At 60.2% G+C, this 16,382-nt stretch carries 10 protein-coding genes, 4 tRNA genes and 1 rRNA gene; all 15 read left to right on the top strand.

The genetic code is table 11. From position 1 onward, the window contains the following. The first annotated feature begins 28 nt into the window (after positions 1-28). The 15 genes from rrf to recQ all read left to right on the top strand — a co-directional run bounded on the left by rrf (position 29) and on the right by recQ (position 16,242). Positions 29-141 (top strand): 5S ribosomal RNA (gene rrf, locus AWB82_RS17115). A 152-nt stretch (positions 142-293) separates the two neighbouring features. Beyond that, positions 294-379 (top strand) — tRNA-Tyr (locus tag AWB82_RS17120). Positions 380-409: 30 nt separating this feature from the next. Continuing rightward, positions 410-483 (top strand) — tRNA-Gly (locus tag AWB82_RS17125). A 15-nt stretch (positions 484-498) separates the two neighbouring features. Next, positions 499-573: transfer RNA gene (locus tag AWB82_RS17130), tRNA-Thr, on the top strand. Between the two features lie 62 nt (positions 574-635). Further along, complete coding sequence (gene tuf / locus AWB82_RS17135) at positions 636-1,826, top strand: elongation factor Tu (RefSeq protein WP_062608713.1); 1,191 nt, start codon at positions 636-638, stop codon at positions 1,824-1,826. Positions 1,827-1,893: 67 nt separating this feature from the next. Further along, positions 1,894-1,969 (top strand) — tRNA-Trp (locus tag AWB82_RS17140). A 34-nt stretch (positions 1,970-2,003) separates the two neighbouring features. Continuing rightward, positions 2,004-2,384, top strand: a complete 381-nt coding sequence (secE, locus tag AWB82_RS17145; RefSeq protein WP_008343790.1) for a preprotein translocase subunit SecE — start codon at positions 2,004-2,006, stop codon at positions 2,382-2,384. A gap of 1 nt (position 2,385) precedes the next feature. After that, positions 2,386-2,943 (top strand): transcription termination/antitermination protein NusG, encoded by a 558-nt coding sequence (gene nusG, locus AWB82_RS17150; RefSeq protein ID WP_086969248.1) that lies wholly within the window; start codon positions 2,386-2,388, stop codon positions 2,941-2,943. A 147-nt stretch (positions 2,944-3,090) separates the two neighbouring features. After that, positions 3,091-3,522: a 50S ribosomal protein L11 gene (gene rplK / locus AWB82_RS17155; protein WP_086969250.1), complete on the top strand. Its 432-nt coding sequence runs from the start codon at positions 3,091-3,093 to the stop codon at positions 3,520-3,522. Further along, positions 3,523-4,221: a 50S ribosomal protein L1 gene (gene rplA / locus AWB82_RS17160; protein WP_086969252.1), complete on the top strand. Its 699-nt coding sequence runs from the start codon at positions 3,523-3,525 to the stop codon at positions 4,219-4,221. It abuts the gene before it with no gap. 303 nt (positions 4,222-4,524) lie between these two features. Next, positions 4,525-5,022, top strand: coding sequence for a 50S ribosomal protein L10 (rplJ, locus tag AWB82_RS17165; protein WP_086969254.1), 498 nt, complete (start codon positions 4,525-4,527; stop codon positions 5,020-5,022). An 83-nt stretch (positions 5,023-5,105) separates the two neighbouring features. Continuing rightward, positions 5,106-5,480, top strand: a complete 375-nt coding sequence (rplL, locus tag AWB82_RS17170) for a 50S ribosomal protein L7/L12 (RefSeq protein ID WP_035511392.1) — start codon at positions 5,106-5,108, stop codon at positions 5,478-5,480. A 366-nt stretch (positions 5,481-5,846) separates the two neighbouring features. Then, positions 5,847-9,953 carry a DNA-directed RNA polymerase subunit beta gene (rpoB, locus tag AWB82_RS17175; RefSeq protein WP_086969256.1) on the top strand — a complete coding sequence of 1,369 codons (4,107 nt, stop codon included), beginning with the start codon at positions 5,847-5,849 and terminating at the stop codon, positions 9,951-9,953. Between the two features lie 21 nt (positions 9,954-9,974). Beyond that, the gene (rpoC, locus tag AWB82_RS17180) at positions 9,975-14,216 is read left to right on the top strand and encodes a DNA-directed RNA polymerase subunit beta' (RefSeq protein ID WP_086969258.1); all 4,242 of its coding nucleotides are present in this window, start codon (positions 9,975-9,977) and stop codon (positions 14,214-14,216) included. Positions 14,217-14,394: 178 nt separating this feature from the next. Further along, positions 14,395-16,242 carry a DNA helicase RecQ gene (gene recQ, locus AWB82_RS17185; RefSeq protein WP_086969260.1) on the top strand — a complete coding sequence of 616 codons (1,848 nt, stop codon included), beginning with the start codon at positions 14,395-14,397 and terminating at the stop codon, positions 16,240-16,242. Positions 16,243-16,382 lie beyond the last annotated feature (140 nt).

Consider the following 16,382-nt stretch of genomic DNA (forward strand, 5'->3'; position numbering starts at 1 on the left):
GCCTCAAGGCCCACAACAACAAGTCATGCCTGATGACCATAGCGAGTCGGTCCCACCCCTTCCCATCCCGAACAGGACCGTGAAACGACTCCACGCCGATGATAGTGCGGGTTCCCGTGTGAAAGTAGGTAATCGTCAGGCTCCTCATGCTGAAAAGCAAGCAAAAGCCCCGACTCCGAGAGTTGGGGCTTTTGTGTTTTCGTCCTACCTATAGGTGAGAGCCTCGATTGTTTCGGGTCGTAAGAAACGCTTGACATCAATGCGTTGTTACCCCATAATCGATAGTTCTCTGCGGAGGGGTGCCCGAGTGGCTAAAGGGGGCAGACTGTAAATCTGTTGGCTTACGCCTACGTTGGTTCGAATCCAACCTCCTCCACCAGAATTCAAGCGGTAAGGGAATCCAACCCTCGCGGGTGTAGCTCAATGGTAGAGCAGAAGCCTTCCAAGCTTATGACGAGGGTTCGATTCCCTTCACCCGCTCCAGTGTCGGTTTGTAGTGCCCATGTGGCTCAGTGGTAGAGCACTCCCTTGGTAAGGGAGAGGTCGGCAGTTCGATCCTGCCCATGGGCACCAGCTGTATCAGTCTAGTAAGTTGCGCGCGGCGCAAGGTGCGAAAATCCTGTTAGGAGTCGAAAATGGCCAAAGGTAAATTCGAGCGGACCAAGCCGCACGTGAACGTGGGCACGATCGGTCACGTTGACCACGGCAAGACCACGCTGACGGCAGCGATCACGACGGTGCTGACCAAGAAGTTCGGTGGCGAAGCGAAGGCATACGACCAGATCGATGCAGCGCCGGAAGAAAAGGCACGTGGTATTACCATCAATACCGCGCACGTCGAGTACGAAACGGCTAACCGCCACTACGCACACGTCGACTGCCCGGGCCACGCCGACTACGTGAAGAACATGATCACGGGTGCAGCGCAGATGGACGGCGCGATCCTGGTGTGTTCGGCCGCTGACGGCCCGATGCCGCAAACGCGTGAGCACATCCTGCTGGCTCGCCAGGTTGGCGTGCCGTACATCATCGTGTTCCTGAACAAGTGCGACATGGTGGACGACGCCGAGCTGCTCGAACTCGTCGAAATGGAAGTGCGCGAGCTTCTCTCGAAGTACGACTTCCCGGGCGACGACACGCCGATCATCAAGGGTTCGGCCAAGCTGGCGCTGGAAGGCGACACGGGCGAGCTGGGTGAAGTGGCAATCATGAGCCTGGCCGACGCGCTGGACACGTACATCCCGACGCCGGAACGCGCAGTTGACGGCTCGTTCCTGATGCCGGTGGAAGACGTGTTCTCGATCTCGGGTCGCGGCACGGTGGTGACGGGCCGTATCGAGCGCGGTGTGGTGAAGGTCGGCGAGGAAATCGAAATCATCGGCATCAAGCCGACGGTGAAGACGACCTGCACGGGCGTGGAAATGTTCCGCAAGCTGCTCGACCAAGGTCAGGCAGGCGACAACGTCGGTATCCTGCTGCGCGGCACGAAGCGTGAAGACGTGGAGCGTGGCCAAGTTCTGGCCAAGCCGGGTTCGATCACGCCGCACACGCACTTCACGGCTGAAGTGTATGTGCTGAGCAAGGACGAAGGCGGCCGTCACACGCCGTTCTTCAACAACTACCGTCCGCAGTTCTACTTCCGTACGACGGACGTGACGGGCTCGATCGAGCTGCCGAAGGATAAGGAAATGGTGATGCCGGGCGACAACGTGTCGATCACGGTCAAGCTGATCGCTCCGATCGCCATGGAAGAAGGTCTGCGCTTCGCCATCCGCGAAGGCGGCCGTACCGTCGGCGCCGGTGTCGTGGCAAAGATTATCGAGTAAGAGCCAGAAATCTTCTCGGTAGTTAGCGGTTTCGGGGTCGGCGAAATCCGTCGACCCCAAATGGTTTAGGGGTATAGCTCAACTGGCAGAGCGTCGGTCTCCAAAACCGAAGGTTGGGGGTTCGATTCCCTCTGCCCCTGCCAAATTCTCGCGCCAAGTGGCGCTGTTTAAGGTGTTATGGCGAATCCTTCCGTCGAAACTGTAAATACTTCCGGCGACAAGTTGATGTTGGTGGCGGGCGTATTGTTGGTCTTGGCCGGGTTCGTTGGCTTTTTCTGGCTTTCGGGCCAAGAATGGTACGTCCGCGGCGCAGCGCTTGCTGTTGGTGTCATCGCGGGTGTCGCAGTCGGTCTTCTCTCTGCGCCGGGCAAAGGTTTCATCGCTTTTGCCAAAGACTCGTACAAGGAAGTCCGCAAGGTTGTCTGGCCGACTCGCAAAGAGGCCACGCAAACGACCTTGGTGGTCTTCGCGTTTGTTTTGATCATGGCCATCTTCCTTTGGCTTAGCGATAAGTCGATCGAGTGGGTGATCTTCTCGGCGATTCTGGGTTGGAAATGATATGAGCGATACTCCGGCATCCCCGAGTGGAAAACGTTGGTATGTGGTGCACGCCTACTCCGGCATGGAGAAGAGCGTGCAACGTGCGCTTCAGGAGCGCATCGAACGCGCAGGCATGCAGGACCAATTCGGTCAGATTCTCGTCCCGACTGAAGAAGTTGTTGAAGTAAAGGGCGGCCACAAGTCGGTCACCGAGCGTCGTTTCTTCCCGGGCTACGTCCTGGTCGAAATGGAAATGACGGACGAAACGTGGCACTTGGTCAAGAATACGGCCAAAGTGACCGGTTTCGTCGGCGGTGCGCGTAATCGCCCGAGCCCAATCTCGCCGCGTGAAGTCGAAAAGATCATGTCGCAGATGCAGGAAGGCGTCGAGAAGCCGCGACCCAAGACGCTCTTCGAAGTTGGCGAGATGGTTCGCGTGAAGGAAGGTCCGTTCACCGACTTCAACGGCAACGTCGAAGAAGTGAATTACGAAAAGTCCCGAGTCCGTGTCTCCGTCACGATCTTCGGGCGATCGACGCCGGTCGAACTTGAGTTCGGTCAGGTCGAAAAAGTTTAATCGAATAGATCGCGCGTGGCTTTCGGGCCATCGCGCGATTCGCGCTTACGGTCCGCGTAATGGCCGTTGAGGAGCGTCAGTAGCCGGCAACGTCGAACGCGCGCTATCACTCACCGAACGCTCACGCGTTCAGCAGAGGTTTTCAACATGGCAAAGAAAATTGTCGGCTTTATCAAACTGCAGATTCCTGCAGGTAAAGCCAACCCGTCGCCGCCGGTCGGTCCGGCACTGGGCCAGCGTGGCCTGAACATCATGGAGTTCTGCAAGGCGTTCAACGCGCAGACTCAGGGCATGGAGCCGGGCCTGCCGGTGCCGGTCGTCATTACGGCATTCGCGGACAAGAGCTTCACGTTCATCATGAAGACGCCGCCGGCTACCGTTCTGATCAAGAAGGCAGCTGCAGTGCAGAAGGGTTCGCCGAAGCCCCACACCGACAAGGTCGGCAACATCACCCGCGCTCAAGCGGAAGAAATCGCGAAGACCAAGATGCCGGATCTTACGGCAGCTGATCTCGACGCAGCCGTGCGTACGATCGCCGGTAGCGCGCGTTCGATGGGCATCACTGTGGAGGGCGTGTAAATGGCTAAGCTTTCTAAGCGCCTTAAGGCATTCGCGGCCAAGGTTGATCGTCAGAAGCTGTACGCGATCGACGACGCACTGATCCTCGTGAAGGAATGCGCGAGCGCGAAGTTCGACGAGTCGATCGACGTTGCGGTGCAACTCGGCATCGACGCGAAGAAGTCGGATCAAGTGGTTCGTGGCTCCGTGGTTCTCCCGGCCGGTACCGGTAAGTCGGTTCGCGTGGCAGTGTTCGCGCAAGGCGAAAAGGCGGAACAAGCACGCGCAGCTGGCGCAGATGTGGTCGGTATGGAAGATCTGGCTGAGCAAGTCAAGGCCGGCAATCTGAATTTCGACGTCGTGATCGCTTCGCCGGACACGATGCGCGTGGTCGGTACGCTCGGTCAGATTCTCGGTCCGCGTGGCCTGATGCCGAACCCGAAGGTCGGCACGGTTACGCCGGACGTCGCCCAAGCGGTGAAGAACGCGAAGGCGGGTCAGGTTCAGTTCCGCGTGGACAAGGCCGGTATCATTCACGGCACGATCGGTCGCGCATCGTTCGAATCGGCATCGCTGCGTCAAAACCTGTCCGCGCTGATCGAAGCGCTGCAAAAGGCAAAGCCGGCGACGAGCAAGGGTGTGTACCTGCGCAAGATCGCCGTGTCGAGCACGATGGGCGTTGGCGTTCGCGTCGATCAAGCCACGCTCGCGCAGCAGTAAGAAATTCTAGCGTGGTCGGATGACCGCGCTTCATATGGGCTTTGGGCGGTTGCAAGATTGCGGTTTCGAGTCGGGCAACCGGTTGTCAAAGACCGTTGGTGGTAATGCAGCAGGCAGGCAGTGCCTTAATTCAAGCCAACGCAGATGGCGAACCCGGAACAGTTTTGTAGTGGTTGAAGTCGGTTATCGAGCGTCGTGAGACGTCTCACCAATCGATCGAAATACTCCTAACAGTCGGACGCCGTTGTTGAACGTGGTGCACAAGGGTTGGTACCCGAATGCATCGAATCTGGAGGTTTAACCGTGCCACTGAACAAAGAAGATAAGCAGGCAGTTGTCGCTGAAGTCGCCGCGCAAGTCGCGAAGGCTCAGACGATGGTGCTCGCTGAGTATCGTGGGATCACGGTTGGCGATCTGACCAAGCTGCGCGCGAAAGCGCGTGAGCAACAGGTGTATCTGCGCGTGTTGAAGAACACGCTGGCGCGTCGCGCTGTGGAAGGTACCCCGTTCGCTCCGCTGGCTGAGCAGATGACCGGTCCTCTGATCTACGGCATCTCGGAAGATGCCATTGCCGCTGCCAAGGTCGTCAACGACTTCGGTAAGAGCAATGACAAGTTGATCATCAAGGCTGGTTCCTACGAAGGCAACGTGATGGACAAGGCAGGCGTGCAAGCGCTGGCCAGCATCCCGAGCCGCGAAGAACTGCTCTCCAAGCTGCTGTACGTCATGCAAGCACCTGTTTCCGGCTTCGCGCGCGCTTTGGCCGCGCTCGCCGAGAAGAAGCAAGGCGAAGCTGCATAACGTCCGCACTTGGGCACCAGTTGCTCAGTTAGGTATTAGCTAGATCGCTAGCTCGATCCGAATTCAATTTAGGAGTATTTCAAATGGCAATCGCAAAAGAAGACATCCTGGAAGCCGTTGGCTCGATGTCGGTTCTCGAACTGAACGAACTGGTCAAGGCGTTCGAAGAGAAGTTTGGCGTGTCGGCTGCTGCTGTGGCAGTTGCTGGCCCCGCTGGCGGCGGCGCTGCTGCTGCAGTCGAAGAGCAAACCGAGTTCACCGTGAACCTGCTTGAAGTGGGCGCGAACAAGGTTTCCGTGATTAAGGCTGTTCGCGAACTGACGGGTCTCGGCCTGAAGGAAGCGAAGGACCTGGTCGACGGTGCACCGAAGCCTGTCAAGGAAGCGGTTCCGAAGGCTGCTGCTGAAGAAGCGAAGAAGAAGCTGGAAGAAGCAGGCGCGAAGGCTGAAATCAAGTAAGGTTTTCGGCGCTATGCGAAGGCTGGCGGTTTTCCACCGCCGGCCTTTTTGTGCTTTGTGGGGACGCAGTTTTTATGCTTGTCAGCAAGCATAAATGTCTCCGCAGAAGCCAAAGAGAACGCCCGGAACGGCAGAATTTTCCGATCGTTCTCTTTGTCTTCTGAAGCGACTGCAGAAGGCAAGTTTGGTCGGGTAGCGGGAAGTACAGGCATCCGCTGCCGTCAGCCAGCGGTTGGTAGCGGCCAACCACCAAGCTTCTAGATTCGCGCGTCTCCTTGGGGCTGGCGCGAGTCTCAGTCGGTGAACACCGGGCTGTGGCATCGAGGTATCCCGCCTCGGTAACGCCCGCCGTGATTCGGAGATCGTATGCAATATTCCTTCACCGAGAAGAAGCGTATTCGCAAGAGTTTCGCGAAGCGCCCCATCGTTCACCAAGTTCCCTTTTTGCTGGCGACCCAGCTTGAATCATTCCAGACGTTTCTGCAAGCGGACACGTCTTCTTCGCAGCGCAAGTCAGAAGGCTTGCAGGCTGCGTTCAGCTCTGTTTTCCCGATCGTCTCGCACAACGGTTTCGCGCGACTCGAATTCGTCAGCTACATGCTCTCGTCGCCCGCGTTCAACATCAAGGAATGCCAGCAGCGCGGTCTGACGTACTGTTCGGCCCTGCGCGCGAAAGTGCGCCTGGTTTTGCTCGATAAGGAGTCCCCGAGCAAGCCGGTCGTCAAGGAAGTGAAGGAGCAGGAAGTGTACATGGGCGAAATTCCGCTCATGACGCCGACGGGCTCGTTCGTCATCAACGGTACGGAGCGCGTGATCGTGTCGCAGCTCCACCGTTCGCCTGGCGTGTTCTTCGAGCATGACAAGGGCAAGACGCACAGCTCCGGCAAGCTGCTGTTCTCGGCTCGGATCATCCCCTACCGCGGTTCGTGGCTCGACTTCGAATTCGATCCGAAGGACGTGCTGTATTTCCGCGTCGACCGGCGCCGCAAGATGCCGGTCACGATCCTGCTGAAAGCCATCGGCATGTCGCCGGAGCAGATCCTCGCGAACTTCTTCGTATTCGACAACTTCGGTCTGATGAGCGAAGGCGCGCAAATGGAATTCGTTCCTGAGCGTCTGCGTGGCGAAGTCGCGCGTTTCGACATCCAGGATCGCGATGGCAACGTCATCGTCACGAAGGACAAGCGGATCAACGCGAAGCACATTCGCGACCTCGAAAACGCCAAGACGAAGTTCATCTCGGTGCCGGAGGAGTACCTTCTTGGCCGCGTGCTGGCGAAGAACGTGATCGATCCGGAAACGGGCGAAGTGATCGCGAACGCTAACGAGGAAATCACCGAAACGGTCCTCGAAAAGCTGCGTGAAGCGAAGGTCAAGGACATCCAGACGCTCTACACGAACGATCTGGATCAGGGACCGTACATTTCGTCGACGCTGCGTATCGACGAAACGGCCGACAAGATGGCCGCGCGTATCGCGATCTACCGCATGATGCGTCCGGGCGAGCCGCCGACCGAAGAAGCGGTCGAGGCGCTGTTCAACCGTCTGTTCTACAGCGAAGACGCCTACGACCTGTCGAAGGTCGGCCGCATGAAGTTCAACCGCCGCGTGGGCCGTGACGAAATCGTCGGCCCGATGACGCTGCAGGACGACGACATTCTCGCGACCATCAAGATCCTCGTCGAGCTGCGTAACGGCAAGGGCGAAGTGGACGATATCGACCACTTGGGCAATCGTCGCGTGCGTTGCGTCGGCGAACTCGCGGAGAACCAGTTCCGCGCGGGTCTCGTGCGTGTCGAGCGTGCTGTGAAGGAACGCCTCGGCCAGGCCGAAAGCGAAAACCTGATGCCGCACGACCTGATCAACTCGAAGCCGATTTCATCGGCGATTCGCGAGTTCTTCGGTTCGTCGCAGCTCTCGCAGTTCATGGACCAGACCAACCCGCTGTCGGAAATCACCCACAAGCGCCGTGTATCGGCTCTTGGCCCGGGCGGTCTGACGCGTGAGCGTGCTGGCTTTGAAGTCCGCGACGTGCACCCGACGCACTACGGTCGCGTGTGCCCGATTGAAACGCCGGAAGGTCCGAACATCGGCCTGATCAACTCGCTGGCTCTGTACGCGCACCTGAACGAATACGGCTTCCTCGAAACGCCGTATCGCAAGGTGACGGACAGCAAGGTCACGGATCAGATCGACTATCTGTCGGCGATCGAAGAAGGCCGTTACGTGATCGCTCAGGCGAACGCCGCGGTGGCCGAAGACGGCACGCTGACCGACGAACTCGTGTCGTCGCGTGAAGCGGGCGAAACGCTGATGGTCACGCCGGACCGTATTCAGTACATGGATGTGGCGCCGTCGCAGATCGTGTCGGTGGCGGCATCGCTGATTCCGTTCCTCGAACACGACGACGCGAACCGCGCGCTGATGGGTTCGAACATGCAGCGTCAGGCCGTGCCTTGCCTGCGTCCGGAAAAGCCGGTCGTCGGTACGGGCATCGAGCGTACGGTGGCGGTCGACTCGGGTACGACGGTTCAGGCGCTGCGCGGTGGCGTGGTCGATTATGTCGACGCGGGCCGTATCGTGATTCGCGTGAACGACGATGAAGCCGTGGCCGGCGACGTCGGCGTGGACATCTACAACCTGATCAAGTACACGCGTTCGAACCAGAACACGAACATCAACCAGCGTCCGATCGCGAAGGTCGGCGACAAGGTTTCGCGCGGCGACGTGCTGGCCGACGGCGCCTCGACGGACCTGGGCGAGCTCGCGCTTGGCCAGAACATGCTGGTCGCGTTCATGCCGTGGAACGGCTACAACTTCGAAGACTCGATTTTGATCTCGGAGAAGGTTGTTGCGGACGATCGCTATACGTCGATCCACATCGAAGAGTTGAACGTCGTTGCTCGCGACACGAAGCTCGGACCGGAAGAAATCACGCGCGACATTTCGAACCTCGCGGAAGTGCAGCTTGGCCGTCTCGACGAGTCGGGCATCGTGTACATCGGCGCGGAAGTCGAAGCGGGCGACGTGCTGGTCGGCAAGGTCACGCCGAAGGGCGAAACCCAGCTGACGCCGGAAGAAAAGCTGCTGCGCGCGATCTTCGGCGAGAAAGCATCGGACGTGAAGGACACGTCGCTGCGCGTGCCCTCGGGCATGAGCGGCACGGTTATCGACGTGCAAGTGTTCACGCGCGAAGGCATCACGCGTGACAAGCGCGCGCAACAGATCATCGACGACGAACTGAAGCGCTATCGCCTCGACCTGAACGACCAGCTGCGTATCGTGGAAGGCGACGCGTTCTCGCGTCTCGCCCGCATGCTGAACGGCAAGATCGCGAACGGCGGTCCGAAGAAGCTCGCGAAGGGCACGGCGATCGATCTCGCGTACCTCGAAGATCTCGACCACTACCACTGGTTCGACATCCGCCTCGCGGACGAAGAAGCGGCGGCGCAGCTGGAAGCGATCAAGGACTCGATCGAGCAGAAGCGTCACCAGTTCGACCTCGCGTTCGAAGAGAAGCGCAAGAAGCTCACGCAAGGCGACGAATTGCCGCCGGGCGTGCTGAAGATGGTCAAGGTGTATCTCGCGGTCAAGCGTCGTCTGCAGCCTGGCGACAAGATGGCGGGCCGTCACGGTAACAAGGGTGTCGTGTCGAAGATCGTGCCGATCGAAGACATGCCGTACATGGCCGATGGCCGTCCGGCCGACGTCGTGCTGAATCCGCTCGGCGTGCCGTCGCGGATGAACGTGGGTCAGATTCTCGAAGTGCATCTGGGCTGGGCCGCGAAGGGTCTCGGCTGGCGCATCGGCGAGATGATGCAGCGTCAGGCGAAGATCGAAGAAATGCGTCAGTTCCTCACGCAGATCTATAACGAGTCGGGCCGCAAGGAAGAGCTGGAAAGCTTCTCGGACGACGAGATCGTCGAACTGGCGAAGAACCTGCGCGAAGGCGTGCCGTTCGCGACGCCGGTGTTCGACGGCGCGACGGAAGGCGAAATGACGCGCGCGCTCGATCTGGCGTTCCCGGACCAAATCGCCGCGAACCTCGGCATGACGCCGTCGAAGAACCAGGTCACGCTGCACGACGGTCGCACTGGCGAACCGTTCGAACGCACGGTCACGGTTGGCTACATGCACTACCTGAAGCTGCACCACTTGGTCGACGACAAGATGCACGCGCGTTCGACCGGCCCGTACTCGCTCGTCACGCAGCAGCCGCTGGGTGGTAAGGCGCAGTTCGGTGGTCAGCGCTTCGGTGAGATGGAAGTGTGGGCACTGGAAGCGTATGGCGCGTCGTATGTGCTGCAAGAAATGCTGACGGTCAAGTCGGACGACGTGAACGGCCGGACGAAGGTTTATGAGAACCTCGTCAAGGGCGACCACGTGATCGACGCGGGCATGCCGGAATCCTTCAATGTGTTGGTGAAGGAAATCCGCTCGCTCGGTATTGATATCGATCTGGACCGCAACTAATCGGACTACGGAGAGAAAGCAATGAAAGCTCTGCTCGATCTATTCAAGCAAGTCCAACAAGAAGAAGTTTTTGATGCGATCAAGATCGGCCTCGCGTCGCCCGACAAGATTCGTTCTTGGTCGTTCGGCGAAGTGAAGAAGCCGGAGACCATCAATTACCGCACGTTCAAGCCGGAGCGGGATGGTCTGTTCTGCGCGAAAATTTTTGGTCCGATCAAGGACTACGAATGCCTGTGCGGCAAGTACAAGCGCCTGAAGCATCGCGGCGTGATCTGCGAGAAGTGCGGCGTCGAAGTGACGCTGGCGAAGGTGCGTCGCGAACGGATGGGCCACATCGAGCTGGCCTCGCCGGTCGCGCACATCTGGTTCCTGAAGTCGCTGCCGTCGCGTCTGGGCATGGTGCTCGACATGACGCTGCGCGACATCGAACGCGTGCTGTACTTCGAAGCATATGTGGTGATCGATCCGGGCATGACGCCGCTGAAAGCGCGGCAGATCATGACCGAAGAGGATTACTACAACAAGGTCGAAGAGTACGGTGACGAATTCCGTGCCGAAATGGGCGCGGAAGGCGTGCGCGAACTGCTGCGCGCGATCAACATCGACGAACAGGTCGAAATGCTTCGCACCGAACTCAAGAACACGGGTTCGGAAGCGAAGATCAAGAAGTACGCGAAGCGCCTGAAGGTGCTCGAAGCCTTCCAGCGTTCGGGCATCAAGCCTGACTGGATGGTGCTCGAAGTGCTGCCGGTGCTGCCGCCGGAACTGCGTCCGCTCGTGCCGCTGGATGGCGGCCGTTTCGCGACGTCGGACCTGAACGACCTGTATCGCCGCGTGATCAACCGTAACAACCGGTTGAAGCGTCTGCTCGAACTGAAGGCGCCTGAAATCATCGTCCGCAACGAAAAGCGGATGCTGCAGGAAGCCGTCGATTCGCTGCTCGACAACGGCCGTCGCGGCAAGGCGATGACCGGCGCGAACAAGCGTCCGCTGAAGTCGCTCGCCGACATGATCAAGGGTAAGGGCGGTCGTTTCCGTCAGAACTTGCTCGGTAAGCGCGTGGACTACTCGGGCCGTTCGGTGATCGTGGTCGGTCCGACGCTCAAGCTGCACCAGTGCGGTCTGCCGAAGCTGATGGCGCTCGAACTGTTCAAGCCTTTCATCTTCAACAAGCTGGAAGTGATGGGCGTGGCTACAACCATCAAGGCCGCGAAGAAGGAAGTCGAGAACCAGACGCCGGTCGTGTGGGACATCCTGGAAGAGGTGATCCGCGAGCATCCGGTGATGCTGAACCGCGCGCCTACGCTGCACCGTCTTGGCATTCAGGCTTTCGAGCCGGTGCTGATCGAAGGTAAGGCGATCCAGCTGCACCCGCTCGTCTGCGCGGCGTTCAACGCCGACTTCGACGGTGACCAGATGGCCGTTCACGTGCCGCTGTCGCTCGAAGCGCAGATGGAAGCGCGCACGCTGATGCTGGCGTCGAACAACGTCCTGTTCCCGGCCAACGGCGATCCGTCGATCGTGCCGTCGCAGGATATCGTGCTCGGCCTTTACTATGCGTCGCGTGAAGCGGTGAATGGCAAGGGCGAGGGCATGACGTTCACGGGCGTGTCGGAAGCGATCCGCGCGTACGAGAACAAGGAAGTCGAGCTGGCTTCGCGCGTCAACGTGCGTATCACCGAAATGGTGGCGAACGAGGACACGAGCGAAGGCGCGCCGAAGTTCGTGCCGAAGATCTCGCTGTTCGCGACGACCGTCGGCCGTTCGATCCTGTCGGAGATTTTGCCGCCGGGTCTGCCGTTCACGGTGCTGAACAAGCCGCTGAAGAAGAAGCAGATTTCGCAACTGATCAACACGGCGTTCCGCAAGTGCGGTCTGCGCGAAACGGTGATCTTCGCCGACCAGTTGATGCAAATGGGCTTCCGTCTCGCAACGCGCGCCGGTATCTCGATTTGCGTCGACGACATGCTCGTGCCGCCGCAGAAGGAAACCATCGTCGGCGACGCCGCGAAGAAGGTGAAGGAGTACGACCGCCAGTACATGTCGGGTCTCGTCACCGCGCAGGAACGCTACAACAACGTGGTCGACATCTGGTCGGCAACGTCGGAAGCGGTCGGCAAGGCGATGATGGAGCAGCTCGCAACGGAGCCGGTGGTCGATCGCGACGGCAACCAAACGAAGCAGGAGTCGTTCAACTCCATCTACATGATGGCCGACTCGGGCGCGCGTGGTTCCGCGGTGCAGATTCGTCAGCTCGCCGGTATGCGCGGCCTGATGGCGAAGCCGGATGGCTCGATTATCGAGACGCCGATTACCGCGAACTTCCGCGAAGGCCTGAACGTGTTGCAGTACTTCATCTCGACGCACGGCGCCCGTAAGGGTCTGGCGGATACGGCGTTGAAGACCGCGAACTCGGGTTATCTGACGCGTCGTCTCGTCGACGTCACGCAGGATCTGGTCGTCGTCGAAGAAGATTGCGGCACGTCGAACGGCGTGGCGATGAAGGCGTTGGTCGAAGGCGGTGAAGTCGTCGAAGCGCTGCGTGACCGTATTCTCGGTCGCGTCGCGGTGGCGGACGTCGTCCATCCGGAAACGCAGGAAACGCTGTACGCGTCGGGTGATTTGCTCGACGAAGACTCGGTGGAAGAGATCGAACGCCTCGGCATCGACGAAGTGCGCGTACGCACGCCGCTGACTTGCGAAACGCGTTATGGCCTGTGCGCGTCGTGCTATGGCCGCGACCTCGGCCGTGGTTCGCGCGTGAACGTCGGCGAAGCGGTTGGTGTGATCGCTGCTCAGTCGATCGGCGAGCCGGGCACGCAGCTGACGATGCGTACGTTCCACATCGGTGGGGCGGCATCGCGTGCGGCGGTGGCTTCGACGGTGGAAGCGAAGAGCAACGGTACGCTGCGCTTCACGGCCACGATGCGCTACGTCACCAATGCGAAGGGCGAGCAGGTCGTCATTTCGCGTTCGGGCGAGGCGATCATCGCGGACGACTTCGGTCGCGAGCGTGAGCGTCACAAGGTCCCGTACGGCGCGACGCTCCTGCAGCTCGACGGTGCGGCGATCAAGGCCGGCGCGCAACTGGCTCAGTGGGATCCGCTGACGCGTCCGATCATCACCGAGTGGGGCGGTACGGTGAAGTTCGAAAACGTCGAGGAAGGCGTGACGGTGGCCAAACAGATCGACGACGTGACCGGTCTTTCGACCCTCGTCGCGATCGATGCGAAGCGCCGCGGCTCGCAGGCCGGCAAGAGCGTGCGTCCGCAGGTCAAACTGCTCGACGCGAACGGCGAGGAAGTGAAGATCCCGAACACCGAGCATTCGGTGCAGATCGGCTTCCAGGTCGGCGCACTGATCACCGTGAAGGATGGTCAGCAAGTGCAGGTCGGTGAAGTGCTGGCGCGTATCCCGGTTGAAGCGCAGAAAACGCGTGACATTACCGGTGGTCTGCCGCGCGTGGCCGAACTGTTCGAAGCGCGCTCGCCGAAGGACGCCGGCATTCTGGCGGAAGTCACGGGCACGACGTCGTTCGGTAAGGACACGAAGGGCAAGCAGCGTCTTGTCATCACGGACCTCGAAGGCAATCAGCACGAGTTCCTGATCGCGAAGGAAAAGCAGGTGCTGGTGCACGATGGTCAGGTCGTCAACAAGGGCGAAATGATTGTCGACGGTCCTGCCGATCCGCACGACATCCTGCGTCTGCAGGGTATCGAGGCGCTGTCGCGCTACATCGTGGACGAAGTGCAGGACGTGTACCGTCTGCAGGGCGTGAAGATCAACGACAAGCACATCGAAGTGATCGTGCGTCAGATGCTGCGTCGCGTGCAGATCGTCGACAACGGCGATACGCGCTTCATCCCTGGCGAGCAGGTCGAGCGTTCGGACATGCTCGACGAAAACGACAAGATGATCGCGGAAGACAAGCGTCCGGCGGCGTACGACAACGTGCTGCTCGGTATCACGAAGGCATCGCTGTCGACCGATTCGTTCATCTCGGCGGCTTCGTTCCAGGAAACGACCCGCGTGCTGACCGAAGCGGCGATCATGGGCAAGCGCGACGATCTGCGTGGCCTGAAGGAAAACGTGATCGTCGGCCGTCTGATTCCGGCTGGTACGGGTCTCGCGTTCCACAAGGCACGCAAGGCGAAGGAATCGTCGGATCGCGAGCGTTTCGACCAGATCGCGGCCGAAGAATCTTTCGACTTCGGTACGCCGGAAACGCCGGCAGCGGAGCAACAGCCGCACACCAACGAGTAAGCGTCTCTCGCTCGTAGCACCTACGAACCGCTCAGCTTCGGCTGAGCGGTTTTTTTTCGCGTGCCGATTCTCGCTTCTACCTCTGCCATTCGGCTAACGATGCGTTCGGCCGCGTCGGCGAGTGCGGATGCGTTGGTAGAATTCGTTATCTTCCACGTCGCCTCGCACGCTCTCGTTCATGTCCCGGTCGCTCGAAATACTCAACGAAATCTTCGGCTATCCCGCCTTTCGCGGACAACAGGCGGAGATCGTCGAGCATGTCGCGAACGGCGGCGACTCGCTCGTGCTCATGCCCACGGGCGGCGGCAAGTCGCTGTGTTATCAGATTCCGTCGCTCGTGCGCAGCGAGGCCGGGCTCGGCGCGGGTATCGTGGTGTCGCCGCTCATCGCACTGATGCAGGATCAGGTCGCCGCGATGAAGGAAGTCGGCGTGCGCGCGGCCTATCTGAACTCGACGTTGTCGGGCGCCGAGGCCGCCGCGACCGAGCGCGCGTTGCGCGACGGCGATATCGATCTGCTCTACGTCGCACCCGAACGTCTGATGACGCCGCGCTTTCTGGAATTGCTCGAACGCGCGCGGGTCGGTCTTTTCGCAATCGACGAGGCGCATTGCGTATCGCAATGGGGTCACGATTTCCGTCCCGAGTACATTCAGCTTTCGGTTTTGCACGAGCGGTTTCCGGATGTGCCGCGCATTGCGCTCACGGCGACCGCCGACGCAATCACGCGCGACGAAATCGTCCATCGCCTCGCGCTCGACGACGCGCGCATCTTCGTTTCCAGCTTCGATCGGCCGAACATTCGCTATCGGATCGTCGAGAAGGACAACGCGCGCGCGCAACTGCTCGACTTCATTCGCGCGGAGCATACGAACAACGACGGCACGACGGATGCAGGCGTCGTGTATTGCCTGTCGCGCCGCAAGGTCGAGGAAACGGCCGAGTGGCTGAAAGGGCATGGCGTTCGCGCGCTGCCATATCACGCGGGCATGGAGTTCGAAAAGCGTCAGAAGCATCAGGAGATGTTTCAGCGCGAGGAGGGCGTCGTGATGTGCGCGACGATCGCGTTCGGCATGGGCATCGACAAGCCGGACGTGCGCTTCGTTGCGCATCTGGATTTGCCGAAGAGCGTCGAGGGCTACTACCAGGAAACCGGGCGCGCCGGCCGCGACGGCATGCCGGCGAACGCGTGGATGGCCTATGGCCTCGGCGATGTCGTGCAGCAGCGCAAGATGATCGACGAATCGGAAGCCGACGACGCCCACAAGCGCGTGCAGACAGGCAAGCTCGACGCGCTGCTCGGACTGTGCGAAGCCGCGTCATGCCGGCGCGTGCGTCTGCTCGCGTACTTCGGCGAAGCGAGCCAGCCGTGCGGCAATTGCGACACGTGTATCGAACCGCCCGCATCCTTCGATGCCACGCGCGAGGCGCAGATGGCGCTGTCGTGCGTTTATCGTGCTGAGAAGGCGAGCGGCTTCCGTTTCGGAGCCGGGCATCTAATCGACATCCTTCGCGGCACGCGCAGCGAAAAGGTCCTGCAACGCGGACACGAGAAGATTTCGACGTTCGGCGTCGGCGCGGCGCTGTCTGAACCCGAGTGGCGCGCGGTGTTCCGCCAACTGGTCGCGTTCGGCTATCTCGCAGTCGATCACGACGGCTTCGGCGCGCTCGTTCTGACGGACGCCAGCAAGCCCGTGCTCAAGGGCGAAGAGGGCGTTACCCTGCGCAAATATGTGAAGCCCACGCGCGCCCGACAGTCGTCGAGCCGCACGGGCGAACGCGCCGACCCGACCGCCGGCATGTCGCCGCGCGAGAAGGCTCGCTGGGAGCGCCTGCGGACCTGGCGCGCGGAGACCGCAAAGAGCGACGGCGTGCCGGCCTACGTCATTTTCCACGACGCCACGCTTGCCGAAATTGCGCGCAGCGACCCCGATACGATCGACGACTTGCGCCATATTCCGGGCATCGGCGTGCGCAAACTGGAGCGTTTCGGCGACGAACTGCTCGATGTGGCCGGATCGGATTGACGTCCGTCGCTCGAAATGTGACCGAAATCGCTCCAACGTATTGACCCGATTGCGATTTTCAGAATATCATGCTTGGTTCTCGTTATTGGTCCGCCTTCGGATCTGGCCCTGCGTCAGATGCCAAACGTGGAATCAATTGG

It is taken from the genome of Caballeronia glebae, assembly GCF_001545035.1.
Lineage (GTDB): Bacteria > Pseudomonadota > Gammaproteobacteria > Burkholderiales > Burkholderiaceae > Caballeronia > Caballeronia glebae.

What these genes read in the sequence shown, in the direction of transcription:
- rplK (WP_086969250.1), top strand. Translation starts at nt 3,091, where the DNA reads ATGGCAAAGAAAATTGTCGGCTTTATCAAACTGCAGATTCCTGCAGGT.
- nusG (WP_086969248.1), top strand. Translation starts at nt 2,386, where the DNA reads ATGAGCGATACTCCGGCATCCCCGAGTGGAAAACGTTGGTATGTGGTG.
- recQ (WP_086969260.1), top strand. Translation starts at nt 14,395, where the DNA reads ATGTCCCGGTCGCTCGAAATACTCAACGAAATCTTCGGCTATCCCGCC.
- tuf (WP_062608713.1), top strand. Translation starts at nt 636, where the DNA reads ATGGCCAAAGGTAAATTCGAGCGGACCAAGCCGCACGTGAACGTGGGC.
- rplL (WP_035511392.1), top strand. Translation starts at nt 5,106, where the DNA reads ATGGCAATCGCAAAAGAAGACATCCTGGAAGCCGTTGGCTCGATGTCG.
- rpoB (WP_086969256.1), top strand. Translation starts at nt 5,847, where the DNA reads ATGCAATATTCCTTCACCGAGAAGAAGCGTATTCGCAAGAGTTTCGCG.
- secE (WP_008343790.1), top strand. Translation starts at nt 2,004, where the DNA reads ATGGCGAATCCTTCCGTCGAAACTGTAAATACTTCCGGCGACAAGTTG.
- rplA (WP_086969252.1), top strand. Translation starts at nt 3,523, where the DNA reads ATGGCTAAGCTTTCTAAGCGCCTTAAGGCATTCGCGGCCAAGGTTGAT.
- rpoC (WP_086969258.1), top strand. Translation starts at nt 9,975, where the DNA reads ATGAAAGCTCTGCTCGATCTATTCAAGCAAGTCCAACAAGAAGAAGTT.